This window comes from Corynebacterium sp. MSK150, assembly GCF_030229215.1.
In the GTDB taxonomy this organism is placed as follows: domain Bacteria; phylum Actinomycetota; class Actinomycetes; order Mycobacteriales; family Mycobacteriaceae; genus Corynebacterium.
The window spans coordinates 1-18,345 of record NZ_JASPHM010000025.1; the positions used below are offsets into that span (position 1 = coordinate 1).

Genomic DNA, 18,345 nt, shown 5'->3' on the forward strand with positions numbered 1-18,345 from the left:
TCACGCCGGTACTCCGGCGTGTACTTCTTGCGCTGTTGACTCACAATGAACATCCTCTCCTACGGACACAAGATCCGCACAAATAGGGTGTCCACTAAACGAGGGTAACCTCACAAGGTCGGCAGTAAATTGTGAAAAGAAACCCCTCACCACAGCAATGCTGTAGCGAGGGGCTAGTCCTGTGCAACACCGACGTTGACTTCGATGTTGCCGCGGGTGGCCTTGGAGTAAGGGCACATCTGGTGGGCGGCGTCGGCAAGCTCTTGTGCCTTGTCGTCCCCAATGCTTGGGATGGTGACCTCGAGATCGACGCAGAGGTAGAAGCCCTCGCCGCAGTTGCCTACGTCCTTTGGTTGGTCATGGTGAAATCTGGATCGGAATTCTTGACTACTACGCGCTCGCCTCGGTCTGCTCCGATGGAGAGTGCTTTGGCGGGAGCACCGCGGGTTCGTTGCCTAACAGGGGCGAAGGCCGCGCTTGGCGATGTCCCCGCCTCAATCGTCTCCTGTGCCGGAGCCACCGTTATGGCTGCCCTCGATACGGCCTGTCCCTCCATGGACTCGTTGAAGGAAAAGCGGGTCCTAGTCGCGGGCTTAGGCATGCTCGGTCTCCTTGCGGTGGAGGCCGCTTTGCGCGCGGGCGCTGCCGTCACCGCGACGGATCCCAACTCTCATCGGTGCAGGTACGCTGCTCAGCTGGGTGCCTGCACCTCCGGTTTTAGTGATTTCGATCCCGCTTTAGATATTGTTGAGAACTTCGACGTCGCGCTGGAATTCTCCGGCTCGCCCCATGGTGTCATCACCTGTTTGAAGTCTCTCGACATTAGTGGCGTGGCCGTACTCGCCGGTTCCGTTGCGGACAGCCCTGCTATCGACTTGGACCCCGAATGGATTGTCCGAGGCTGGCGCACTGTTACCGGCGTGCATAACTACGAGCCGCATCACCTTGAGCAAGCCGTCGACTTACTTGCTGGCTCCCGCATTGACTGGCAATCTGTCACCGATGGCCCTATCGCTCTCTCCCAAGTTCCCGAGGCATTTCACCGTTCGGCAAGGGAGGGGATGCGGACGGTGGTTGACCTCAGCGAGTCATAAATCGCAGGAAAGCAGCTCCTTAGCTTTGTAGGCAACGTATTTCTTCCGCGACGCTAGCTTCGCCTATCTCGCCCGCTGTGCTGGGGAATCCGCCGCGAAGCGCGGCGTGGCACTCGCCCTCTATGCCACCTGAACCTGAATCGCCACGTTTCTCGCTGGGGAGAGTACTAGGAAGAATTAGCGGGGCTAAGATATGGACAGAGAAACCCTATTTATTAAAAATCGACGATTTTATAAAATAGCCATCCACTCTGGGGATCTTATTGCTAAAAACCCGCGTTTTTATCAATAAGGACCCGCAGTGGTGACTACAGGAGTGGAATGCACAGCAGCGCGAAGGGGCACGGCGTGTTGGGCACCAGGTGTTAGGGATTAGATGTACTACTACTGCTAGGTTGGCCCCTTTCTCATTATCAGCATTGAGAACTCGACAAGAAGGGCAGTATCTCTAACTACGAGTGTTGCTATTCAATGTCTAGAAACTCACGGCCTTCCTCCGTGAGTACAAAAGAGAGCGGCTTGTGAGACCGCTCTTCCAAGAGCCCTTCCTTAATTAGACGTTTCGTATCAGCACGGACGGTTTGCTTACTTTTATCCAGGTAAGTCGCTAGAGTGTCGAGTTCGAGTCCTAGGAGAGGGCCAAAAAGCGCGGCTTGTCCCATTATGAAGAGGATATTTAGCCGGCGATCCTCTTTGGAAGTTCCAGGCCCATTTCGCAGTTCTTGAATTCGGCCTTCGAGTTTCTCGAGGGCGAACTTTTTTCGCTCGAGCGAGTTTAATAGAGATTCTTGCGCCGAGCTCAACATCTCTAGGAGTGCAATGACAAAAAACGTTGCCTCGCCACGATTGAGAGGCTCTTCGGTGACGGTGAAGGACTTGTAGTATTTTTGCCGGTCTTTCGAGAGCTCTCGAGATAGAGACATCGCGGTGGGTACAGAAAGTATTTCTCGCAGCTTCAAGCCCATGAGAAACCGGCCGAGACGGCCATTGCCATCATAAAATGGATGCGTGTGCTCGAACATAAAATGCCCTGCTAGGGCATTAATGAGGCCGTTTGAAGTAGACGCTTGACACGCCAGGAACTGTTGGAGCCTGGTTCGAATATCCTGCTCATTGTGAGCTTCGGACGTGAATTGGGTGCTGCCACCAAAGATGTGGACAACGCCATTTCGAAACAGCTCACCATCGATACCATTCTCAGCATCGATTTCTCCTTTGAGGAGAGAATCGTAGAGTGCGCGAATATCTTCAAGCTGAGTGGGAAAGCTGACCTCACTTCCATCGAGTCCGGTAAGCGAAGAATATAGCGTTGACATTTCCTCGAAGCGCTTGGTGGAAGTAGAATCCGCCTTGGATAAAGCTTCCGCGATTTCTTTCTTTGTGGAATGAACGCCTTCAATCTCGTTCGAAGATTGAATTTCTTCAATCAAGAGTTGAAAAATGTAGTGGCGCGTCGCAGCTTTAGGTAACAGGGACCATAACCGGGAAATAATAACTTCTCGGCGCCATACCTGTTCACACAAGGAGTGGAGCCGAGTGGTAACAACAACAAAGAGGTCTTTTCCGCGCACCTGATAGTCCCAACGGATTGTACTCGGACTCTGCAGCCTAAGAGCGTGAGCCTCGTCGACGGAGGATTGTCCGTGTGAAGACTGATGGAAAATAGACTTTAAAGAGTGATAAGAGTGTGCCATCGAGGTTCCTTCTATTTGTTAAAAACGCGCCTTTTTATAATTTAGCTCCACCCTACGGCGGGCTTATTGATGAAACGGCGCGTTTTTATCAATAAAGTTCTGGACTGGCCGCGGCGCCGAGCCGTCTTCCAGAGCAGAATACCAATCTGAGAGGTCGCGTAAGGCATAAAAATACCCACGCGGCGCTGAAAGTAGCGCGGCGTGGGCTGGGGAGCGGACTAGGAATTAGTCCTGTGCAACACCGACGTTGACTTCGATGTTGCCGCGGGTGGCCTTGGAGTAAGGGCACATCTGGTGGGCGGCGTCGGCAAGCTCTTGTGCCTTGTCGTCCTCAACGCCTGGGATGGTGACCTCGAGGTCCACGCCGAGGTAGAAGCCCTCGTCGTTCTTGCCCAGGGAAACGCGGGCACCGACGGTGGAGTTCTCCACGTCTACGCCCTTGTCCTTGGCCACTGCCTTCAGTGCGGAGTGGTAGCAAGCGGCGTAACCGGCTGCGAAGAGCTGCTCAGGGTTAGCGCCCTCACCGCTGCCGCCCATCTCCTTTGGGGCGGTCATGGTGAAGTTCAGATCGGAATCCTTGACTACAGAGCGGCCGTCGCGGCCTGCTCCGGTGGAGAGTGCTTCGGTGGTGTAAACGGCGTCCATGATGACTCCTTTTCTATTGGGTCTTTGTACGTCCGCCGATTGTACGCAAGAACGCTAGTCTTCGACGACGCTCAGGGTGGCCTTCGGTAGTGCCAGGGTTGTGTTGGAGTAGGGGCAGACTTGGTGGGTGGCGTGGGCAAGTGCTGGGTAGTGGTTAGTTCGTGGTGGCCACGCGCTTAGTCCACACGCTCCTGTCCGCGGTTTCAAATGAGGCTTGCACCGTTTTATCGCCGGGCTTTTCGCAGGTGAGCACACGCTGGTCGCTGCCCATGCGGCAATCCAGGTCATAGGACTGCTTGGTCACCGGGCTGCTGGCGGTGATATCTGCGTGGTATACCGCCGTCACCGTGGGATCTTTCGAGCGCATGGTGTAGCTAGCCTGCATCGCGGCATCGAAGACCGCGGCGGCGAATTCGCAGGAGGTCAGATCGCCGGCATCGATAGAATCGCCCGATGACGATGTGCCGCAGTAGCCGCCAATCTGGCCCGCGTTGATGTTGTGGTTGCCGCCGGCCGGCGGAGCAGGCTGCTCCGGTTCAGCTTCTTTGGTGACCGTTTCGGCGCGGGGTTGTTTCGTGTCCTTCTCCGAGCCGGATTCTTCTTCGGCTTCGCCCGCGGCGGAGCTATTGTCCTGTGCGGTGGAGAAGGCCGGCTCATTCGCCGGCGCGGAGTTGTTATTCGAATCGGAGCCGGAGCCGCAGGCGCTCACGGTGAGGCCAGCGGCGAGAAGGATGGACGCTACGGGAAATAAGGAAGGGCGCTGCATAGGGATACTGTAGCGCCCTTTGGGGAGTGGTGCGGGGGTTACTGCTCGATGCGGGCGGGTGGAACCGGGGCGCCCTCGGGCGGTAGCACCTTGGGATAGTTCTTGGCGGTGCCGTTGGACGTAGCAGCCTCGGTCGCTGCTGCACCCGCGGAGGCGGTGTCGGCAGTGCTGGTAGGGGAAGGGCGGTGCGGGGAGGGGTCCCAGTGGGCGTCGACAAGCGTGCGCTGGCATACCCAACCCAAGGCCAAGATGGCCAGCGCGATAAGGGCAATGAAGAATAGGCCCAGAGCGCCATCGGCGTGGATAGACCAGCCCAGCAGCAGGCCGAGCCAGCCAAAGTCGGCATCGCCGAAAGTGGTATTCGCAGAGCCGAAGGAGCCCAGCACGCTGAGGAGGAACGCCGGCAGGAAGGTAATAATGAGGCCGTTGACAAAGGCGCCGAGTGCCGCGCCGCGGCGACCACCGGTGGCATTGCCGTAAACGCCAGCCGCGCCGCCGGTAAAGAAGTGCGGCACGAGGCCCGGCAGAATCAGGGCCACGCCAAAGGCTGGGTTGAGCCAGGTGGACAGCACGGCAAGGCCCACCAGTCCGCCCACGAAGGAAGAAATAAAGCCGATGAGGACTGCATTCTGGGCATAAGGGAAGACGATGGGCGCATCCAGCGCGGGAATCGCGCCGGGCACGACCTTGGCCGCGATGCCCTGGAACGCGGGAACAAGCTCGCCCAAAATGGTGCGCACGCCAAAGAGAATAACGGCCACGGCCACGCCGAACTGGAGGCCTTGGGTGACGGACTGCATCAAGAAATTGCCCACATTGGTGGCGCCGTCAGGGAAGGCGGTAAAGGCTTCTTCAGAACCGGCGCGGGCAATGAACAGCACGGCGAGCACCACGTACATCAGCGCCATAGACAGCGCGGTTGCCACCATAGAATCACGCAGGAAGCGCAGGCCTTCCGGCAGCTTTAGGTCTTCAGTAGAGGGCGACATCTTCTTTCCCTTGCCGCCCACCAGCTTGCCCACACCGCCCGCAGCCAAGTACCCCACAGTGCCGAAATGCCCGATGGCAACGGAGTCATCGCCGGTAATGCGGCGGGTAAATGGGTGGGCGATAGCCGGCAGCGAGACCATAAGGATGCCGAGCAGAGCCGCGCCAAAAGCGATGACGACCCAGGACGAGTACCCGGCAGGGGCGAGCACCATGGTGAGAAGTGTGGCCATGAAAAGGACGTGGTGACCGGTGAGGAACACGTAGCTCATGGGCGTGAAGCGGGCGAGGAGCAGGGAGACCACAAAGCCGAGGATCATAATCCAGGCGACCTGGCTGCCGAACTGGTCTTGGGCAATGCCTACGATCGCCTCATTGGTCGGGACCACGCCTTGTGCGCCGGTAGCGCCCGTAATCATGGCGCCGAGCGGCTCCAGCGAATCGGTGACGAGTCCGGCGCCGGCACCAATGAGCAAGAAGCCAAGCGTGGCTTTGATGGCGCCGCCAATGGTTTTACCGGTGCCGCGTCCCATCGCGGCCAAGCCGACCGCGGTGATGATGCCGATGAGGAATGCCGGCACGGAGAGAATCTCATTAACAAGGAAATTTGCTATAGCAAGAAGAAAATCCATGAGGATGCTCCTTAGATGTCATAGAGCTCGCGCAGAGCCCCATCGATTTCAGACATAGAGGTGAAGTCTTGGATGACGTAGACAGGAACGCCGACATCGCCAAGCGTTGCCGCAATCTCGCCGGAGGTGAGCAGGAAATCCGCCTCGCTCGCACGACCCTTGGCAGAGATGGTGTCCGTGGCTTCTACATTCAGGTACGGTCCCCAGCCCCATTCATCAAGGACCTGCTCGAGTGTGTTCTTAAGGAATAGCGAGGTTCCCAGGCCGTTGCCGCATACCGTGAGGATCTTTCCCTTGGACGCGACAGAATCTGTGGCCGTGTGCTTTGCTTCTTGGGGCTCTGATGTTGCCTGCGGCCTTGCCGCCGGCTGCTTTTTGTTTTGCGTGTGTGCAGTAAGAACCGCACGGAGCTCCTCTTCAGAGTCCACGCGATTGAGCTCATCACGCTTGGTAGCAAGCAACTTTGCTAGCTGCTTCATCGCTTGCAGATGCTCGGAGTCATTGCGTGCGGCAAAAGCTACGACTAGGTCGACGGGATCGTTAGAGTCATGGCCGAATTCCACCGGACTATCCAGCCGTACCCACGACAGGGAGGTTTCCTTCACCGCCTCTGACGGCCGCGCGTGCGCGAATGCGAAGCCAGGAGCAACCACAATGTAGGGGCCCGTTTCTTCCACGGACTGCACCATTGCCTCGGTGTAGTCCGCGGTGATTGTGCCTGCTTCTTCCAGCAGCGAGCCCGCGAGCCGGATGGCCTGCCTCCAGTTATCTGCGGCGCCGTGCAGCTCCACCGCGCCGGGCACCAAAAGGGAATCTAGTGTCGCCATATGTATCTCCCATCACAGAAATAGTGACATCGGGGTGAATGTCACTGATGATTCTATGCTGTGGAGAAACCGGAGGTAAAAGCAGGGGTAACGTTTGCATAGGGGAGGGTTGGACCAGCCCTAGGGCACTCCATTGGGCTGTGGGAACTGCTGAGTTTGCTGCAGAGTAAGGAGCGGCGATGCGCGGCCAGACAGAGCCGGGGCGCGAAAATGGTTCGATCTCACTTCGGGCCTTGTATTTCAGCGGGCTTCGGCTTCTGCAGTAGCCAGAACGGGAGAGTTACTCGCGTTGAGTACGGGCAGTTAATCGAGCTCGAAAGTTTGGCGGCCGATTTCGTCTTGGCTGAAGGACTTAGACGCGACAAGGTCCACAGGTGTGGTTAAATCATCGAGCTCGTAGGCTATTGTTCCGGCGACAGTTCCTCCCTTTTTAATCTGTTCAAGCTGAGTATCGGAAGTTTCAGGATCAAAATAGGAACCGAGGTCGAGCTCGTTTACCTTATTCGGATCATTGTCTTGAATGGCGGTGAAGTACACGACGAAGTCAGTGGTGGTTAGGGTTTCATCCGTTTTGTTCGTTACGTCATAGTTAAAGACGAGAAGTGGCTTTTCACCTATTTCGTTACCGGGCTCACCGGGTTGAACAACACGGTGATCGGTAATTTCGAACTTGGCGGCTGGAACATCCAGGACTCCGTCTTTGAAGGATTGGCTGAAATCTGTGCTCTTTAGCTCTTTAACGGTTGTCGGATCATCCTTCACCTTTTTCATGTGCGTGGTGAATTCCTTATCTTCAATCGCGACCTTGAAAGTTAAGGAGTCGTCATCGATAGAGAAATCTTTCTTATCGGAAGAAGCGGCCATCCACTCAGAGGCGGTGGCAACGGTATCGCGGTTTGAGCTAACGGTCTCACCGGATGCAGCGGCTTGAGCGTCAAAGGTGCCAATCCAGTAGATCATGCGATTTTCGCCGTTGTCCATGACCCATTCGATAGTGATGACGTCATCGGTGATGCTGGCTTCCATCCAGCCCTCTTCAGAAGCGCTGTCCTCTTGCTTCCACGTTCCAATTGCGGACTTCGCATCGGCCTGTGCACCGGACGCGGAATTATTGGAGTCGCTTGCTTTTGGGCTGTCACTACCGCTATCTGAGCAGGAAGTAAGCGTGATTGCAGAGACGAGAACGAGAGAAGAGAGTAGTTTGCGCATAAATAATGTCTACCCTCAGGGGGTAGAAAACGGACAAATACTCAAAAGGGTAGGGGGCAAATTGGTCTTTGGCCGCTCTTTGACTAATCTTCTGAGGGCAGAGAATCGCCCTAGTGGGCGGTGCAATCTGTGTGGGGCTATAGCTCAGTCGGTTAGAGCTACGGACTCATAATCCGTTGGTCGCGGGTTCGAGCCCCGCTGGCCCCACGGTGAGAGGGAGGCGTCGGCAAGCAAGGCCGGCGCCTTTTCTCGTGCCTGGCTGCGCATATGGGTGTGCTAATTGCGCGGTGGCGGGCGGTGAAGTCTAATAACCATATGGTTGAAGTGGATCCGCTCATTGAATCTCTCTACCGCTGGTCCGATATCAGCGGCGTGCTGCTGATGGGAATCATCGGCGGCACCATGGCGCGCAAGCGCGGCTATGACATCATCGGCTTTTTCTTCATCGCGATGTTTTCTTCCCTGGGCGGCGGCATGGTGCGCGACGTGCTCATCAACCGCGGCACCGTGGCGGCCATGAGCCAGCCGGAGTACCTCTACCTGGCCTTTGCCGGCGCGCTCATTGCCCGCTTTGTCTACTTCAAGGGCAAGACCTGGGATTATCTGCAAGCGCATGGCGACGCCGTCGTGTCCGGCCTCTGGGCCGCTACCGGCGCCGTGAAGGCCATTACTTATGGGCTGCCGCTTATCCCGTGCATCATGATGGGCGTGTTTACCGCCACGGGCGGATCCATGATTCGTGACATCGTCATGGGGCGGGAGCCTAGCGTCTTTGGCGATAACCAGCCGACGGTCATCCCGGCCGTGGCCTGCGCCATCATCGTCTTGGTGGGCCACCACTATGACATGATGGCCGTGGGCATGATTATCGGACCGCTGGTCTCCATCTTCTTGGCTCTGCTGGGTATTTGGGCCGGCTGGCGCGTGCCGGCCTACCAGGATTGGGCGCCGATTAATGACACCGCCGCCCAGGTGAAGGTGCTGGCCAAGAAGGCCGAGAATAAGAGCCGCGCGGTGGGCCGCCGCTTGGAGCCGCACCGCGTGCGCTCGTGGCGCCACCGCCAGATGGAGGCCGCACTGCAGCGCCGCATCGAAAAGGAAGTGCGCTCGGGCAAGCGTCGCAAAGAGGCCGCCGCGGAGGCCAGCGAGTTTATGGAGTCGTTTGAATCGGACGTCGATCAGCTCAGCGCCCAGACCGCGGAGACCGAGAACACCGACATTGGCGTGGACCTTAGCGGCGACTCCTATGAAGCGGAAGAACAAGCCTCCCACGAGGAATCCCAGCGTCTGCTCGATACCATCTTGGAAGATGACAAGCTTACCGATGAGCTCATTGACCGCCTCATGAAGCGTTATAACTCGCGGGAGTAGGGGCCGGGCAATACGCGCTCAGGTTATTGGGCGCTTGCTCGGTTGCTGGCAGCCAACTGGCATCCAGTTTTCAGGCACGCGGCCTAATCTAGAGGCATGAATCTGAAGTATTACTTCTACGAGCTGTGGAGCCTCTTTGTTGACCATGGCTTGCCGCTTATCGCGCTATTGCTGATAGGCATTTTGATCCCGCGCATCGGCAGGCTGGCCATCCGCATTATGGAGCACCGCCTTGATGAAGAGGAAGAAGCCACCAAGGCGCGCCTGGCGCTGACCGGTGCGCTGGTCTACATCGTGCAGGCAGCAGCGTACTTCCTCATCATCTGGGCCGCGCTGACCAATCTCGGCGTGCCAGCGGTAGGTGCGGCGGTGCCGGCGACGATAGTCTCGGCCGCCGTGGGCTTTGGCGCCCAGTCCATCATTGCGGACTTTCTCTCCGGCTTCTTCATCCTTTCGGAAAAGCAATTTGGCGTGGGCGACTACGTCAGCTTCGATGGCGTGACCGACGTGGAAGGCACCGTGGTGATGCTGACCCTGCGCACCACCAAGGTGCGCACGCCTACCGGCGAGCTGGTCACCGTGCCCAATAGCTCGGCCGGCGCGGTCACTAACTACTCCCAGGAGTGGTCGCGCGCCGTGGTCAACTTTGATGTGCCGGTGCAAGAAGGCGAGACCCTGCCAGAAATCACGCGCCGGGTGCGCACGATTTCCGAGCAAGCCATCCAGGAACCGTCCATCGCCGTGGACGTCAATGGCGAGCTCGAGGTGCTGCCGGCCACCCAGTTGGTTGCCCCGCAGGCGGCTGGACAGTCGTGGCACGTGACCTACCGCGTGCTGGTTACCGTAAACCCCGCCCGCCAGTGGGCGGTGGAGCGCGCCATTCGCTCCGCGCTGCTTTCCGAGTTCTGGGATCACTACAACGTGGCCGACTTGGACGAAATCCAGCGCCCGCTTCTTCCGGCAGGCGACAATGCTGCGGCACAAGAGTCCGTCAAGGATGCCTCCGCGGCAGGGGAGGGCTCGCACCCCGATTCCCAGCCGGAGCACCAGTCGCCCGAGGTGGATGGCCCAGATAGCGATGGCCCCGGAAAGCCCGCGCTGCCGGATGAGGAGGACCACGAGCCCGAGCCCACCCAAGGCATCTGGCGCGCGCTGGAGACTAATTCCAAGTTCCAAAAGATAGCGACCATTGGCGGCCGGGTCCGCGCCTCTACCACAGGCCTCATCCTGGCTCTGCTTGTCGTCGGTGCCTTGGCCCTGGCCTCAAGCAACCCCGAAAATGCCGACGCCGGCTGGCTTTCGCCCGAGCACTGGCGCGATAGCGGCGCGGAGGCCTCTTCCTCGCAGCTTTCCGACGCCCCCTCCACCAACCCCACCCCCGAAACCACCGAGACCGGCACGCAGTCCGAGCCGACAGAAGACAGCTCTGCTCCCACGGAGACCGCCAACCCGCAAGGCTCTAATGGCGCTGGCGCTACCGATTCGCCAGCCGGCGGCGGTAGTCAGGGAGCGGGCGCCACGGGCAATGCCTCGCCCGCCCCGAGCGCTGCCAACGGGGGAACCGATTCCGGCAACGGGGCCGGCACTGCGCCCACTGCCGGAAGCGACGCTGGCGATGGCACCCAAGCGTCCGGAACCGCCGGCAGCACCGGCCAAGAGATCCCAGCAGAGCCGCGCTAGTACGGCTGGCCTTCTACAGTAAGTCGGTCCGTCCAGCGCTCATTATTGGGCGAGGTAAAGCTGGTATTCACGCTGGTGTCATTATCCTTTTGACAGTGGTGAAATAGTGCGGACCGGCTGCGTGTTGCACTGGGCATGACTTCACTTTTCGAACCACTGGAACTTGGCCGATTCAAGCTAGATAACCGCGTGACCATGGCGGCGCTGACCCGCCAGCGTGCAGGCGAAAGCGGTGTACCTACCGAGCTGCACCAGAAGTATTACTCGCAGCGTGCAACGGCCGGTCTGGTAGTTACGGAGGGAACCTTCCCGGCGTGGACCAACCGCGCATTCCCGGGTCAGGCAGGCATTGCGACCGACGAGCAGGCAGAAGGCTGGCGCGCCGTCGCAGACCGCGTGCATGAGGAAGGCGGCACCCTGTTCATGCAGATCATGCACGGCGGCCGCACTAGCCACCCGGACCTGATTGACGGTGCGAACCCGGAGGCGCCGAGCGCCTTTGACTGGGGCGGAACCGTGCGTGGCTTCGCCGGCAAGATGGACGCGCCGGTGCCGCGCGAGCTGAAGAAGGAAGAGCTGCCGCGCATCGTGGATGAATTTCGCCAGGGCGCGCGCCGGGCTATTGATGCTGGTGTCGACGGCGTGGAGATCCATAACGCGAATGGCTACCTGCTGCACGAGTTTATGGCGGCCTCGTCCAATAAGCGCGAGGATGAATTTGGCGGCAGCCCGGAAAATCGCTGGCGCCTGCCAGAGATGGTCATCCGCGCCGTGGTGGAGGAAATCGGTGCCGACCGCGTGGGCGTGCGTTTCTCCCCGGCACACAACGTGCAGGGTGTTATCGAAGACGATCAGGAAGACATGCTGGCCACCTACGGCGGGCTTCTCGACGCCCTGGCACCGCTGAACCTGGCCTATGTATCCCTGCTGCATGGCGAGCCGGACAGCGAGCTCATCGCCACGCTGGCGCAGAAGGCACGCGCAAACGGCGTGACCAAGGTGCTCATGAATGATGGCTTTCCCACGATTACCTCCAAGGAGGATGCCCAGCGCGAAATCGAGCTGGATTATGTGGACGCCGCAGTGGTGGGCCGTCAGCTCATTGCCAACCCGGACCTGGTGCGCCGCTGGCGCGAAGGCCTCGAGCTCAACGAACCGGACCAGGATACGTTCTACCTGGGCGGCGAGCGCGGTTACATCGACTATGAGTATGCCGCGGACTAGGGAAGAATCCGCGGCACCAAAGGGGGCCCGACAGGCGGGCGAGTGATAGGTAGTGAAATTCCCCAGAGAGGGTCTTTCACTATCCCTATCGAAGGTGTACTACTCGTTCGTTAACACCGAGTACCTGTCATGTGACAGAACTTACAACTACTTGGTGTAGCCCTCACCCGGGCGCCAGGTCATGGTTACGGCCTCGCGCACTGGGGACTTGGCGGTGAGCAGGTTATCCACGCGCAACCAGTGCATTTCCGCCGAATCCGGGCGCACGGTGACATAGCTGTAACCGTGGTGGTCCAGATCCACGTGGCGGGTGTGCGGGTTGGCTCCCATCAAGTAGCGCTCGGCCAGCTTGGAAAGCTCATTGCCCTCCGGCAGCTTCAGCTGCTCGTTCACGTTGGGCGCAGACACGGAGGCGCAGACCATCTCGGCGCCAAAGATGCGGCCATCCTTGCTGATATTGTGCGCCCACTCGGAGTGGATATCGCCGGTGACAAAGAGGGTGTGGGAGTCGTGCTCTGAGAGGGCGTCGATAAGCAAGTGGCGCTCCGCCGAGTAGCCATCCCACTGGTCGCCGTTGACCGGAATTCCGGTGATATTGGAAGACAGCGAGGAAGAAACCGGCTTGGTCTTGTCATCTTGTTGCAGGGTAGCCAGGTTCATGGGGGAGAACATGACGGAATTGCCCAGCATATTCCACCTGGCAGAAGAGGTTTCAATCTTATTGAGCAGCCAGTTGTACTGCTCAGAGCCGAGCATCGTGCGGCCTTCGGCGGCCATCTTGCGCGGGCCAAAGCGCACCTGCTCATCGCGGTAGGTGCGCAGGTCCATCATGGTCAGCTCCACCAGATCGCCGAAGGTCAGGCTGCGGTAGAGGTGGCCCTGCTCGGACGGGTTGGTCGCACGCACCGGCATCCATTCGAAGTAGGCCTGCATCGCGGCGTTGCGGCGGTCCAGGAAGGCTCCTTCCTCGCCTTCGGCGTGGTTCTCGGCGCCCTCGCGCCAGTTATCGTTGGCTACCTCGTGGTCATCCCACACCACGACCCACGGCAGCGCGGCGTGTGCGGCCTGCAGGTTCTCATCGGTGCGGTAGCGGCCGAAGCGGATGCGGTAGTCCTCCAACGAGATAATTTCGTGCGCCGGGTGGTGCAGGCGCACTGGGCCATAGCCGGCGTATTCGCGCTGCGGATACTCGTAGATATAGTCGCCCAAGAAGATCATGTAATCCAGCTGGTCCGCGCGGCCGCGCTGGGCAATATCGCCATAGGCATTGAAGAATCCGGACTCCCAGTTGGCACAGCTAGCCACGCCGAAGGTGAGCTCTTCCGGGGAGGCGCTCAGCGCCGGGGCGGTCTTGGTGCGGCCGATGGGCGAGTACTTATCCTGCGCTTTAAAGCGGAAGAAGTACACGGTCTCCGGCTCCAGGCCATGCGGATCCACGTGCACGGTGTGGTCCTGGCCGGCGTCGGTGGTTACTTCGCCCCGCTTGACGACGTCCCCAAACCCCTCATCCTTGGCAATTTCCCACTCCACCCGGGTGGCCTCGCCCAGGCCAGATCCCGGCATGGCATCGGCATCCGGGGTCACGCGGGTCCACAAGATGACCGAATCCGGAATCGGGTCACCCGAGGCCACACCGTGGAGGAAGGGCCGCTCGCCCAGCTTGGGCTCCACCATGTGCTGCTCCACGCGCGGCGAGAGGCTGCTTTGGGCGTTGGCGGCTGCACCGGACAAAGCGATGGCGGCACCGGCGGTACCGGTGGATTGCAGGAATCGGCGGCGGTTAACTGCGCTGCCCGTGTTCTTAGAATTATTAGACATGGTTGAAAGTTTTCTCATGTCTAATGGGTGTGCAACCGTTTCCTGCTCGATTCCATAAAATGTTCTTGTTGTTTTAACCGGTGGTTTACTTGGACGGCCTCCTGTGGGGCTGACGCGTCTGGCGGTTGGCCGGTTTCGAGGGGCTTTCGCCGGCTTCTGTGGCTTAGGTCCAGTTTGATCGGGCTGATTTGAGGCCTTTAGGGTTGAATTGAGGGGTCCATTCGCTCAGATCGGCCCGATCACCTTGGACCTAAGGTGTGCGGGACCCAGTAGGCCTAAGGTATGTGGGATTCGTGAACCCAAATCGTACGCGGGCCCAGTAGGCCAAAGGAGTGACCGGTTCAAAAAGGCGCGCCCAAAGCGGTCCAGTCCTTCCGAATGTGGCTCAGTAGGCTAGAGAGTATGAGTGAATTTAGCCAAATTAGCCAGTGGCCCGCGGATACGGTGGCCGGAGCCTTGCTGCACCGTGGCGAGGTGCAAGAAACGGTGGGGGATACCGCCCGTGAGTTTCCGGTGGCATCGGTAACCAAGCTGGTCGCAGCGTACGGCGTGATGCTGGCCGTGGAAGAAGGAGCCGTGGAGCTAGAGCAGCCCGCCGGCCCGGAGGGCTCCACGCTCGAGCACCTGCTTGCGCATGCCTCTGGGATTTCCTTTGATTCCCGGGAGTCGCAGAAGCCGGTGGGCGAGCGCCGCATCTATTCCTCGGCCGGTTATGAGTGGGCCGCGGATACCGTGGCCGAAGCTACGGGCATGGACTTTGCCGAGTACCTGCGCGAAGGCATTTTGGCCCCGCTGGGTATGGAGTCCACCCGGCTGGAAGGCTCGGCCGGGCACGGTTTGGTTTCCACAGTGGAGGACCTCGCAGCCTTTGCTGCGGAAGTTCAGCACCCACAACTCCTGCACCCTTCCACCGTGGCCGATATGCGCCGCGTGCACTTCGGCGGCCTGCGCGGCATCGTTCCGGGTTACGGCAGCTTCAAAGACTGCACCTGGGGTCTAGGCTTTGAAATCCGCGGCGATAAGGATCACTGGATGGGCGCCTTGCCTGCCGACGCCGTCGGTCACTTCGGCATGTCCGGCACCTACCTTTGGGTCGCCGGCGACTATGCCATGGTCGCGCTCACAAACCGCGACTTTGGCGAATGGTGCAAGCCGCTCTGGCACGATACGAATACCGCCATCTGGAACTCTTTGTAATCTGCCCGCTTCGGTGGAACGAGCGCCTTCCACTGGGGAAAGTGGAGTGGTGGAAGGCTCCCCCGTGGGGCGGGGAGAAATTGGGGAATTTCGTGCGAAATGTGGCCATCCTGCGCGGGAAGCCGGCGTGAGCGCACGGGCGGCGGTTGCGTGCGGGCCTAGTAGCGCGTTCCCGTGCGTGAGCAGGGCTTCTGTTGCCCGCCGTCAAGGAAGGTGAGAATTTTCTCAGCAAACTCCAAATTTCACATTTGTAACAGTGGTTTCACCTGCAACTTTGACCCCAGTCTGTACCTAGGGTTGAGGTTTAGCGAATGGGGGTTGAAGTGAAAGTTGAGGGTTGTAGGGAGGGGTGTGACGCAGGAAAATTGTGAGCAGACGCATCAGACAGTTCGTTGGGGAAGACGAAGCTCGTCTTGCATCGCGCCGGGCCGGCAGGCCTCGTGCGGTGGTGATCTATGTCGAGGGAGAATCGGCTATGAATACGTGCGTTAACCCTGCGCCGGTTGAACAGCCGGCCTCCACCTCCACGTGGCCCTCCGTCAACGGCGGCGCCACCGTGGTCACCGGTGTGCTTAAGATTTCCGGGATGCCGCGCAAGCTGCGCTCGGAGATTGAACACGCCATGGATCGGTGCATCCGTACCGAGTCGGAATTTATCATTCCGGGCGATGACCCACTGACCGCTCAGTGGTGCACTCGTTGGTTCCGGGATGGGCTTTCCGTAGCGGCGCTTGCCCAGGGCGGGAGCGCCTGCGCCAACGCTGGCAGCGGTATCGGCTGCCACCAGGTGCTTACCGGCACCCGCGAGGAGCTGGACGCGCTTGATTGCGTTGTGCGCTACCTCGCGCAGCGCCACGGCTTTACTGCTGCCGTGCGCCTGCCGTAGAAGGCGCGAAAGGGGTTGGACCAGCTGCTGCTGGCCAACCCCTTTGCTTCTGCCGCCGGATGGTGCGATTGCGAAAGAACTATTCCGCCTCTGCGAAAGGATCCAGGATCTTCTCTGGCAGCTCCGCCACGGATTTCAGCACGGCCGACGGGCGGTACGGGTAGCGGGAAATTTCTCGGTCATCGGAGATGCCGGAGCGCACCAGGACCGTGCGCATGCCGGCCTCAAGGCCCGCCTTGACGTCTGTATCCATGCGGTCACCAATCATGACCGTGTGCTCCGAGTGGGCACCAATATGATTGAGCGCCGAGCGCATCATGACCGGGTTAGGCTTGCCCACGTAATAAGGCTCGCGGTTGGTGGCGGCGGTAATCAGCGCAGCTACGGCGCCGGTAGCCGGAAGTACGCCCGTGGGGGCAGGGCCGGTGACATCCGGGTTGGTGGCAATAAAGCGTGCACCATCGCGGATGAGGTTGATGGCGGTGGTAATCGCCTCAAAGGAGTATGTGCGGGTCTCACCAAGCACCACGAAGTCCGGGTCATCGTTGGTGAGGATCCAGCCTGCCTCGTGCATGGCGGTGGTCAGGCCGGATTCGCCCACTACGTAGGCCTTGCTGGAGCTTACCTGGCTGGAAAGAAAGTTCGCGGTAGCGGTAGCGGAGGTCCAGATGCGCTCAGCGGGAATGTCCAGACCGGTATTGCGCAGGCGTGCAGATAGGTCCCGCGGGGTCGACATGGAGTTATTGGTCAGCACCATGTACTCGATGTCGTTGTCTTTAAGTGCCTGGATAAATTTATCGGCGCCAGGGATCATCTCACCTTCTTTGATGAGCACGCCGTCCATATCGGATAGATAAGAAATCATTGGTGATCCTCCACATACTCGGCGATATCGCCGATGGTTTCGCTGTTGAGCATCGTCTCCTCAGAAAAACGCACCTGGAAGGCCTCTTCCGCGCGCACGGTGAGCTCCACCAGATCGAGCGACTCCACGCCGATATCCTTCAGGCGGGTCTCGCGGCCCAAGTCTTCCTCGGTCCCGGTGACCTTGTGGATGAGTGCGATGAGCTGGCTAAGAGTATCTCGTTCCGGCTCCTTATCCGGCGCACTCGCATTGAACTTTGCCTGCAATTGGGCACTGAGGTCGTTTGCCATGCCCACCAGTCTAGTATTGATCCCGTTATGGCATTGAGAAAACGTTCTTCCGTTGTGGCGCGTAGTTGGCTCAAGCGCCTGCGCCCCTCGCACCGCGCCGAGCTAGAAAAGCTCTATGGCGGATTGCATGATCCCTCTACCGAGCCGGGGCTTACCCACATCAGCGCGTCCGGCACCGTGGACCACGATGGCCTAGACATCGCCTGGTACGAAGTAGGCCAGCAGGACGCCCCGGTGACGGTGGTGTTCATTCACGGCTATTGCCTGTCCTCAGAAGCCTATTATGACCAGGCCAATTACTTGCGCGACCGCAACGCGCGTGCACTCTTGGTGGACCTGCGTGGGCATGGGCAGTCCTCCACGGTCGCCCCAGGAGAGTGCACCGTTGACGCGGCTGCCGACGACGTCCTAGCCGTCATCCGCGAGCGCGCTCCCCGCGGCAACTTGGTCATCGTGGGTCATTCCCTGGGCGGCATGGTTGCCTTGAACCTCATCCGCCGTGCGCCGGCCGAGGTGTATGAGCGCATCAAGGGCGCGTTGCTGATTTCTACTTCTATGCGTCGCTTTGCGGCCAAGGGTGTGGCCCAGATCTTGCAGTCCAAGTCCTTGCACGCGCTCTACCGCTTGTGCCTGCGCCTGCCCGGGCGCGTCGATAGTGCCCGCTTCGAAGTTGCCCGCTTTATTGCCCCGCTTTTTGCCGTGACCCTAGCCGGCTTTCCCCAGATGGAGAAGCTGCAGTTCCATGTTGCCATGCTTCTCGATACCCCCTTGGCCTCCTACTCTGGCTTCTTCGATGATCTTCTGGAACACGCTGAGTACGGCGCCGCCGAAAGGCTGGCGAAGCTCCACGGTGAAGTAGTGGTGGGCACCGCCGATATCGTGACCCCGCGTTCGCAATCCGAAGTACTCTGTGGGAATTGGCCCGCCGCGAGCCTGCAGACGGTGGAAGGCTCCGGGCACATGGTGATTCTCGAAGACCCTGAGGCTATCTCCGCGGCGCTCGGACGCGTCCTCGACGCGATATAGGCGGGCTGCTCGATAGAGCCACTCTGGAGGTATGCAAAAAGGCGCCGCGGCGGTAAATGAACTGGCCCCCGAAAGTTGGACTGGTTTAATTCTAGGCGGTTAGGGCTTCAAGGGTCTGATTTCGATATTGCATC

16 protein-coding genes and 1 tRNA gene are annotated in these 18,345 nt (G+C 59.5%); 8 read left to right on the forward strand and 9 right to left on the reverse strand.

Annotated features, from left to right (window positions below; all coding sequences use genetic code 11):
* Positions 1 to 131 precede the first annotated feature (131 nt).
* Positions 132 to 1,094 carry a zinc-binding dehydrogenase gene (locus tag QP941_RS11695; RefSeq protein ID WP_410493316.1) on the forward strand — a complete coding sequence of 321 codons (963 nt, stop codon included), beginning with the start codon at positions 132 to 134 and terminating at the stop codon, positions 1,092 to 1,094.
* Positions 1,095 to 1,558: 464 nt separating this feature from the next.
* Here QP941_RS11695 and QP941_RS11220 read toward each other — a convergent pair whose 3' ends face one another.
* The 6 genes from QP941_RS11220 to QP941_RS11245 all read right to left on the reverse strand — a co-directional run bounded on the left by QP941_RS11220 (position 1,559) and on the right by QP941_RS11245 (position 7,854).
* A complete protein-coding gene (locus QP941_RS11220; RefSeq protein WP_284868974.1) occupies positions 1,559 to 2,788 on the reverse strand; it encodes a Fic family protein in 1,230 nt (409 codons plus the stop codon).
* A gap of 225 nt (positions 2,789 to 3,013) precedes the next feature.
* Positions 3,014 to 3,433: an organic hydroperoxide resistance protein gene (locus QP941_RS11225; protein ID WP_284868975.1), complete on the reverse strand. Its 420-nt coding sequence runs from the start codon at positions 3,431 to 3,433 to the stop codon at positions 3,014 to 3,016.
* Positions 3,434 to 3,587: 154 nt separating this feature from the next.
* A complete protein-coding gene (locus QP941_RS11230; protein ID WP_284868976.1) occupies positions 3,588 to 4,199 on the reverse strand; it encodes a hypothetical protein in 612 nt (203 codons plus the stop codon).
* A gap of 38 nt (positions 4,200 to 4,237) precedes the next feature.
* Positions 4,238 to 5,818, reverse strand: a complete 1,581-nt coding sequence (gene ulaA / locus QP941_RS11235; protein ID WP_284868977.1) for a PTS ascorbate transporter subunit IIC — start codon at positions 5,816 to 5,818, stop codon at positions 4,238 to 4,240.
* An 11-nt stretch (positions 5,819 to 5,829) separates the two neighbouring features.
* Positions 5,830 to 6,645: a PTS sugar transporter subunit IIAB gene (locus QP941_RS11240; protein WP_284868978.1), complete on the reverse strand. Its 816-nt coding sequence runs from the start codon at positions 6,643 to 6,645 to the stop codon at positions 5,830 to 5,832.
* Between the two features lie 303 nt (positions 6,646 to 6,948).
* Positions 6,949 to 7,854 carry a DUF5067 domain-containing protein gene (locus tag QP941_RS11245; protein ID WP_284868979.1) on the reverse strand — a complete coding sequence of 302 codons (906 nt, stop codon included), beginning with the start codon at positions 7,852 to 7,854 and terminating at the stop codon, positions 6,949 to 6,951.
* A 133-nt stretch (positions 7,855 to 7,987) separates the two neighbouring features.
* Between QP941_RS11245 and QP941_RS11250 the strand changes: the two genes are divergently transcribed.
* The 4 genes from QP941_RS11250 (at position 7,988) to QP941_RS11265 (ending at position 12,129) form a co-directional block, all read left to right on the forward strand.
* Positions 7,988 to 8,061: transfer RNA gene (locus QP941_RS11250), tRNA-Ile, on the forward strand.
* A gap of 108 nt (positions 8,062 to 8,169) precedes the next feature.
* The gene (locus QP941_RS11255; protein WP_284868980.1) at positions 8,170 to 9,225 is read left to right on the forward strand and encodes a TRIC cation channel family protein; all 1,056 of its coding nucleotides are present in this window, start codon (positions 8,170 to 8,172) and stop codon (positions 9,223 to 9,225) included.
* Positions 9,226 to 9,321: 96 nt separating this feature from the next.
* Complete coding sequence (locus QP941_RS11260) at positions 9,322 to 10,905, forward strand: mechanosensitive ion channel family protein (protein WP_284868981.1); 1,584 nt, start codon at positions 9,322 to 9,324, stop codon at positions 10,903 to 10,905.
* A gap of 135 nt (positions 10,906 to 11,040) precedes the next feature.
* Positions 11,041 to 12,129, forward strand: a complete 1,089-nt coding sequence (locus tag QP941_RS11265) for an alkene reductase (RefSeq protein ID WP_284868982.1) — start codon at positions 11,041 to 11,043, stop codon at positions 12,127 to 12,129.
* Between the two features lie 147 nt (positions 12,130 to 12,276).
* On the opposite strand, the gene QP941_RS11270 is transcribed toward QP941_RS11265, so the two are convergent.
* Complete coding sequence (locus tag QP941_RS11270; RefSeq protein ID WP_284868983.1) at positions 12,277 to 13,947, reverse strand: alkaline phosphatase D family protein; 1,671 nt, start codon at positions 13,945 to 13,947, stop codon at positions 12,277 to 12,279.
* Positions 13,948 to 14,349: 402 nt separating this feature from the next.
* Between QP941_RS11270 and QP941_RS11275 the strand changes: the two genes are divergently transcribed.
* Positions 14,350 to 15,144 carry a serine hydrolase domain-containing protein gene (locus tag QP941_RS11275; RefSeq protein ID WP_284868984.1) on the forward strand — a complete coding sequence of 265 codons (795 nt, stop codon included), beginning with the start codon at positions 14,350 to 14,352 and terminating at the stop codon, positions 15,142 to 15,144.
* A 475-nt stretch (positions 15,145 to 15,619) separates the two neighbouring features.
* Positions 15,620 to 16,030 carry a hypothetical protein gene (locus QP941_RS11280; protein WP_040425190.1) on the forward strand — a complete coding sequence of 137 codons (411 nt, stop codon included), beginning with the start codon at positions 15,620 to 15,622 and terminating at the stop codon, positions 16,028 to 16,030.
* Positions 16,031 to 16,109: 79 nt separating this feature from the next.
* Here QP941_RS11280 and QP941_RS11285 read toward each other — a convergent pair whose 3' ends face one another.
* Both QP941_RS11285 and QP941_RS11290 read right to left on the reverse strand, forming a co-directional pair.
* Positions 16,110 to 16,895: an HAD-IIA family hydrolase gene (locus QP941_RS11285; protein WP_284868985.1), complete on the reverse strand. Its 786-nt coding sequence runs from the start codon at positions 16,893 to 16,895 to the stop codon at positions 16,110 to 16,112.
* Entirely contained in the window at positions 16,892 to 17,185 is a 294-nt protein-coding gene (locus QP941_RS11290) for an acyl carrier protein (RefSeq protein ID WP_225746656.1), read from the reverse strand. The genes QP941_RS11285 and QP941_RS11290 overlap by 4 nt, the downstream gene beginning before the upstream one ends.
* 27 nt (positions 17,186 to 17,212) lie before the next feature.
* Here QP941_RS11290 and QP941_RS11295 point away from each other — a divergent pair, with 27 nt between their 5' ends.
* Positions 17,213 to 18,211, forward strand: a complete 999-nt coding sequence (locus QP941_RS11295) for an alpha/beta fold hydrolase (protein ID WP_284868986.1) — start codon at positions 17,213 to 17,215, stop codon at positions 18,209 to 18,211.
* Positions 18,212 to 18,345 lie beyond the last annotated feature (134 nt).

Bases quoted from the DNA above. Each gene is read 5' to 3' on its own strand.
- QP941_RS11265 (WP_284868982.1), top strand. From the start codon at position 11,041: ATGACTTCACTTTTCGAACCACTGGAACTTGGCCGATTCAAGCTAGAT.
- QP941_RS11240 (WP_284868978.1), bottom strand. From the start codon at position 6,645: ATGGCGACACTAGATTCCCTTTTGGTGCCCGGCGCGGTGGAGCTGCAC.
- QP941_RS11255 (WP_284868980.1), top strand. From the start codon at position 8,170: ATGGTTGAAGTGGATCCGCTCATTGAATCTCTCTACCGCTGGTCCGAT.
- QP941_RS11285 (WP_284868985.1), bottom strand. From the start codon at position 16,895: ATGATTTCTTATCTATCCGATATGGACGGCGTGCTCATCAAAGAAGGT.
- ulaA (WP_284868977.1), bottom strand. From the start codon at position 5,818: ATGGATTTTCTTCTTGCTATAGCAAATTTCCTTGTTAATGAGATTCTC.
- QP941_RS11290 (WP_225746656.1), bottom strand. From the start codon at position 17,185: ATGGCAAACGACCTCAGTGCCCAATTGCAGGCAAAGTTCAATGCGAGT.
- QP941_RS11220 (WP_284868974.1), bottom strand. From the start codon at position 2,788: ATGGCACACTCTTATCACTCTTTAAAGTCTATTTTCCATCAGTCTTCA.
- QP941_RS11275 (WP_284868984.1), top strand. From the start codon at position 14,350: ATGAGTGAATTTAGCCAAATTAGCCAGTGGCCCGCGGATACGGTGGCC.
- QP941_RS11280 (WP_040425190.1), top strand. From the start codon at position 15,620: ATGAATACGTGCGTTAACCCTGCGCCGGTTGAACAGCCGGCCTCCACC.
- QP941_RS11225 (WP_284868975.1), bottom strand. From the start codon at position 3,433: ATGGACGCCGTTTACACCACCGAAGCACTCTCCACCGGAGCAGGCCGC.
- QP941_RS11245 (WP_284868979.1), bottom strand. From the start codon at position 7,854: ATGCGCAAACTACTCTCTTCTCTCGTTCTCGTCTCTGCAATCACGCTT.
- QP941_RS11260 (WP_284868981.1), top strand. From the start codon at position 9,322: ATGAATCTGAAGTATTACTTCTACGAGCTGTGGAGCCTCTTTGTTGAC.
- QP941_RS11295 (WP_284868986.1), top strand. From the start codon at position 17,213: ATGGCATTGAGAAAACGTTCTTCCGTTGTGGCGCGTAGTTGGCTCAAG.
- QP941_RS11270 (WP_284868983.1), bottom strand. From the start codon at position 13,947: ATGTCTAATAATTCTAAGAACACGGGCAGCGCAGTTAACCGCCGCCGA.
- QP941_RS11230 (WP_284868976.1), bottom strand. From the start codon at position 4,199: ATGCAGCGCCCTTCCTTATTTCCCGTAGCGTCCATCCTTCTCGCCGCT.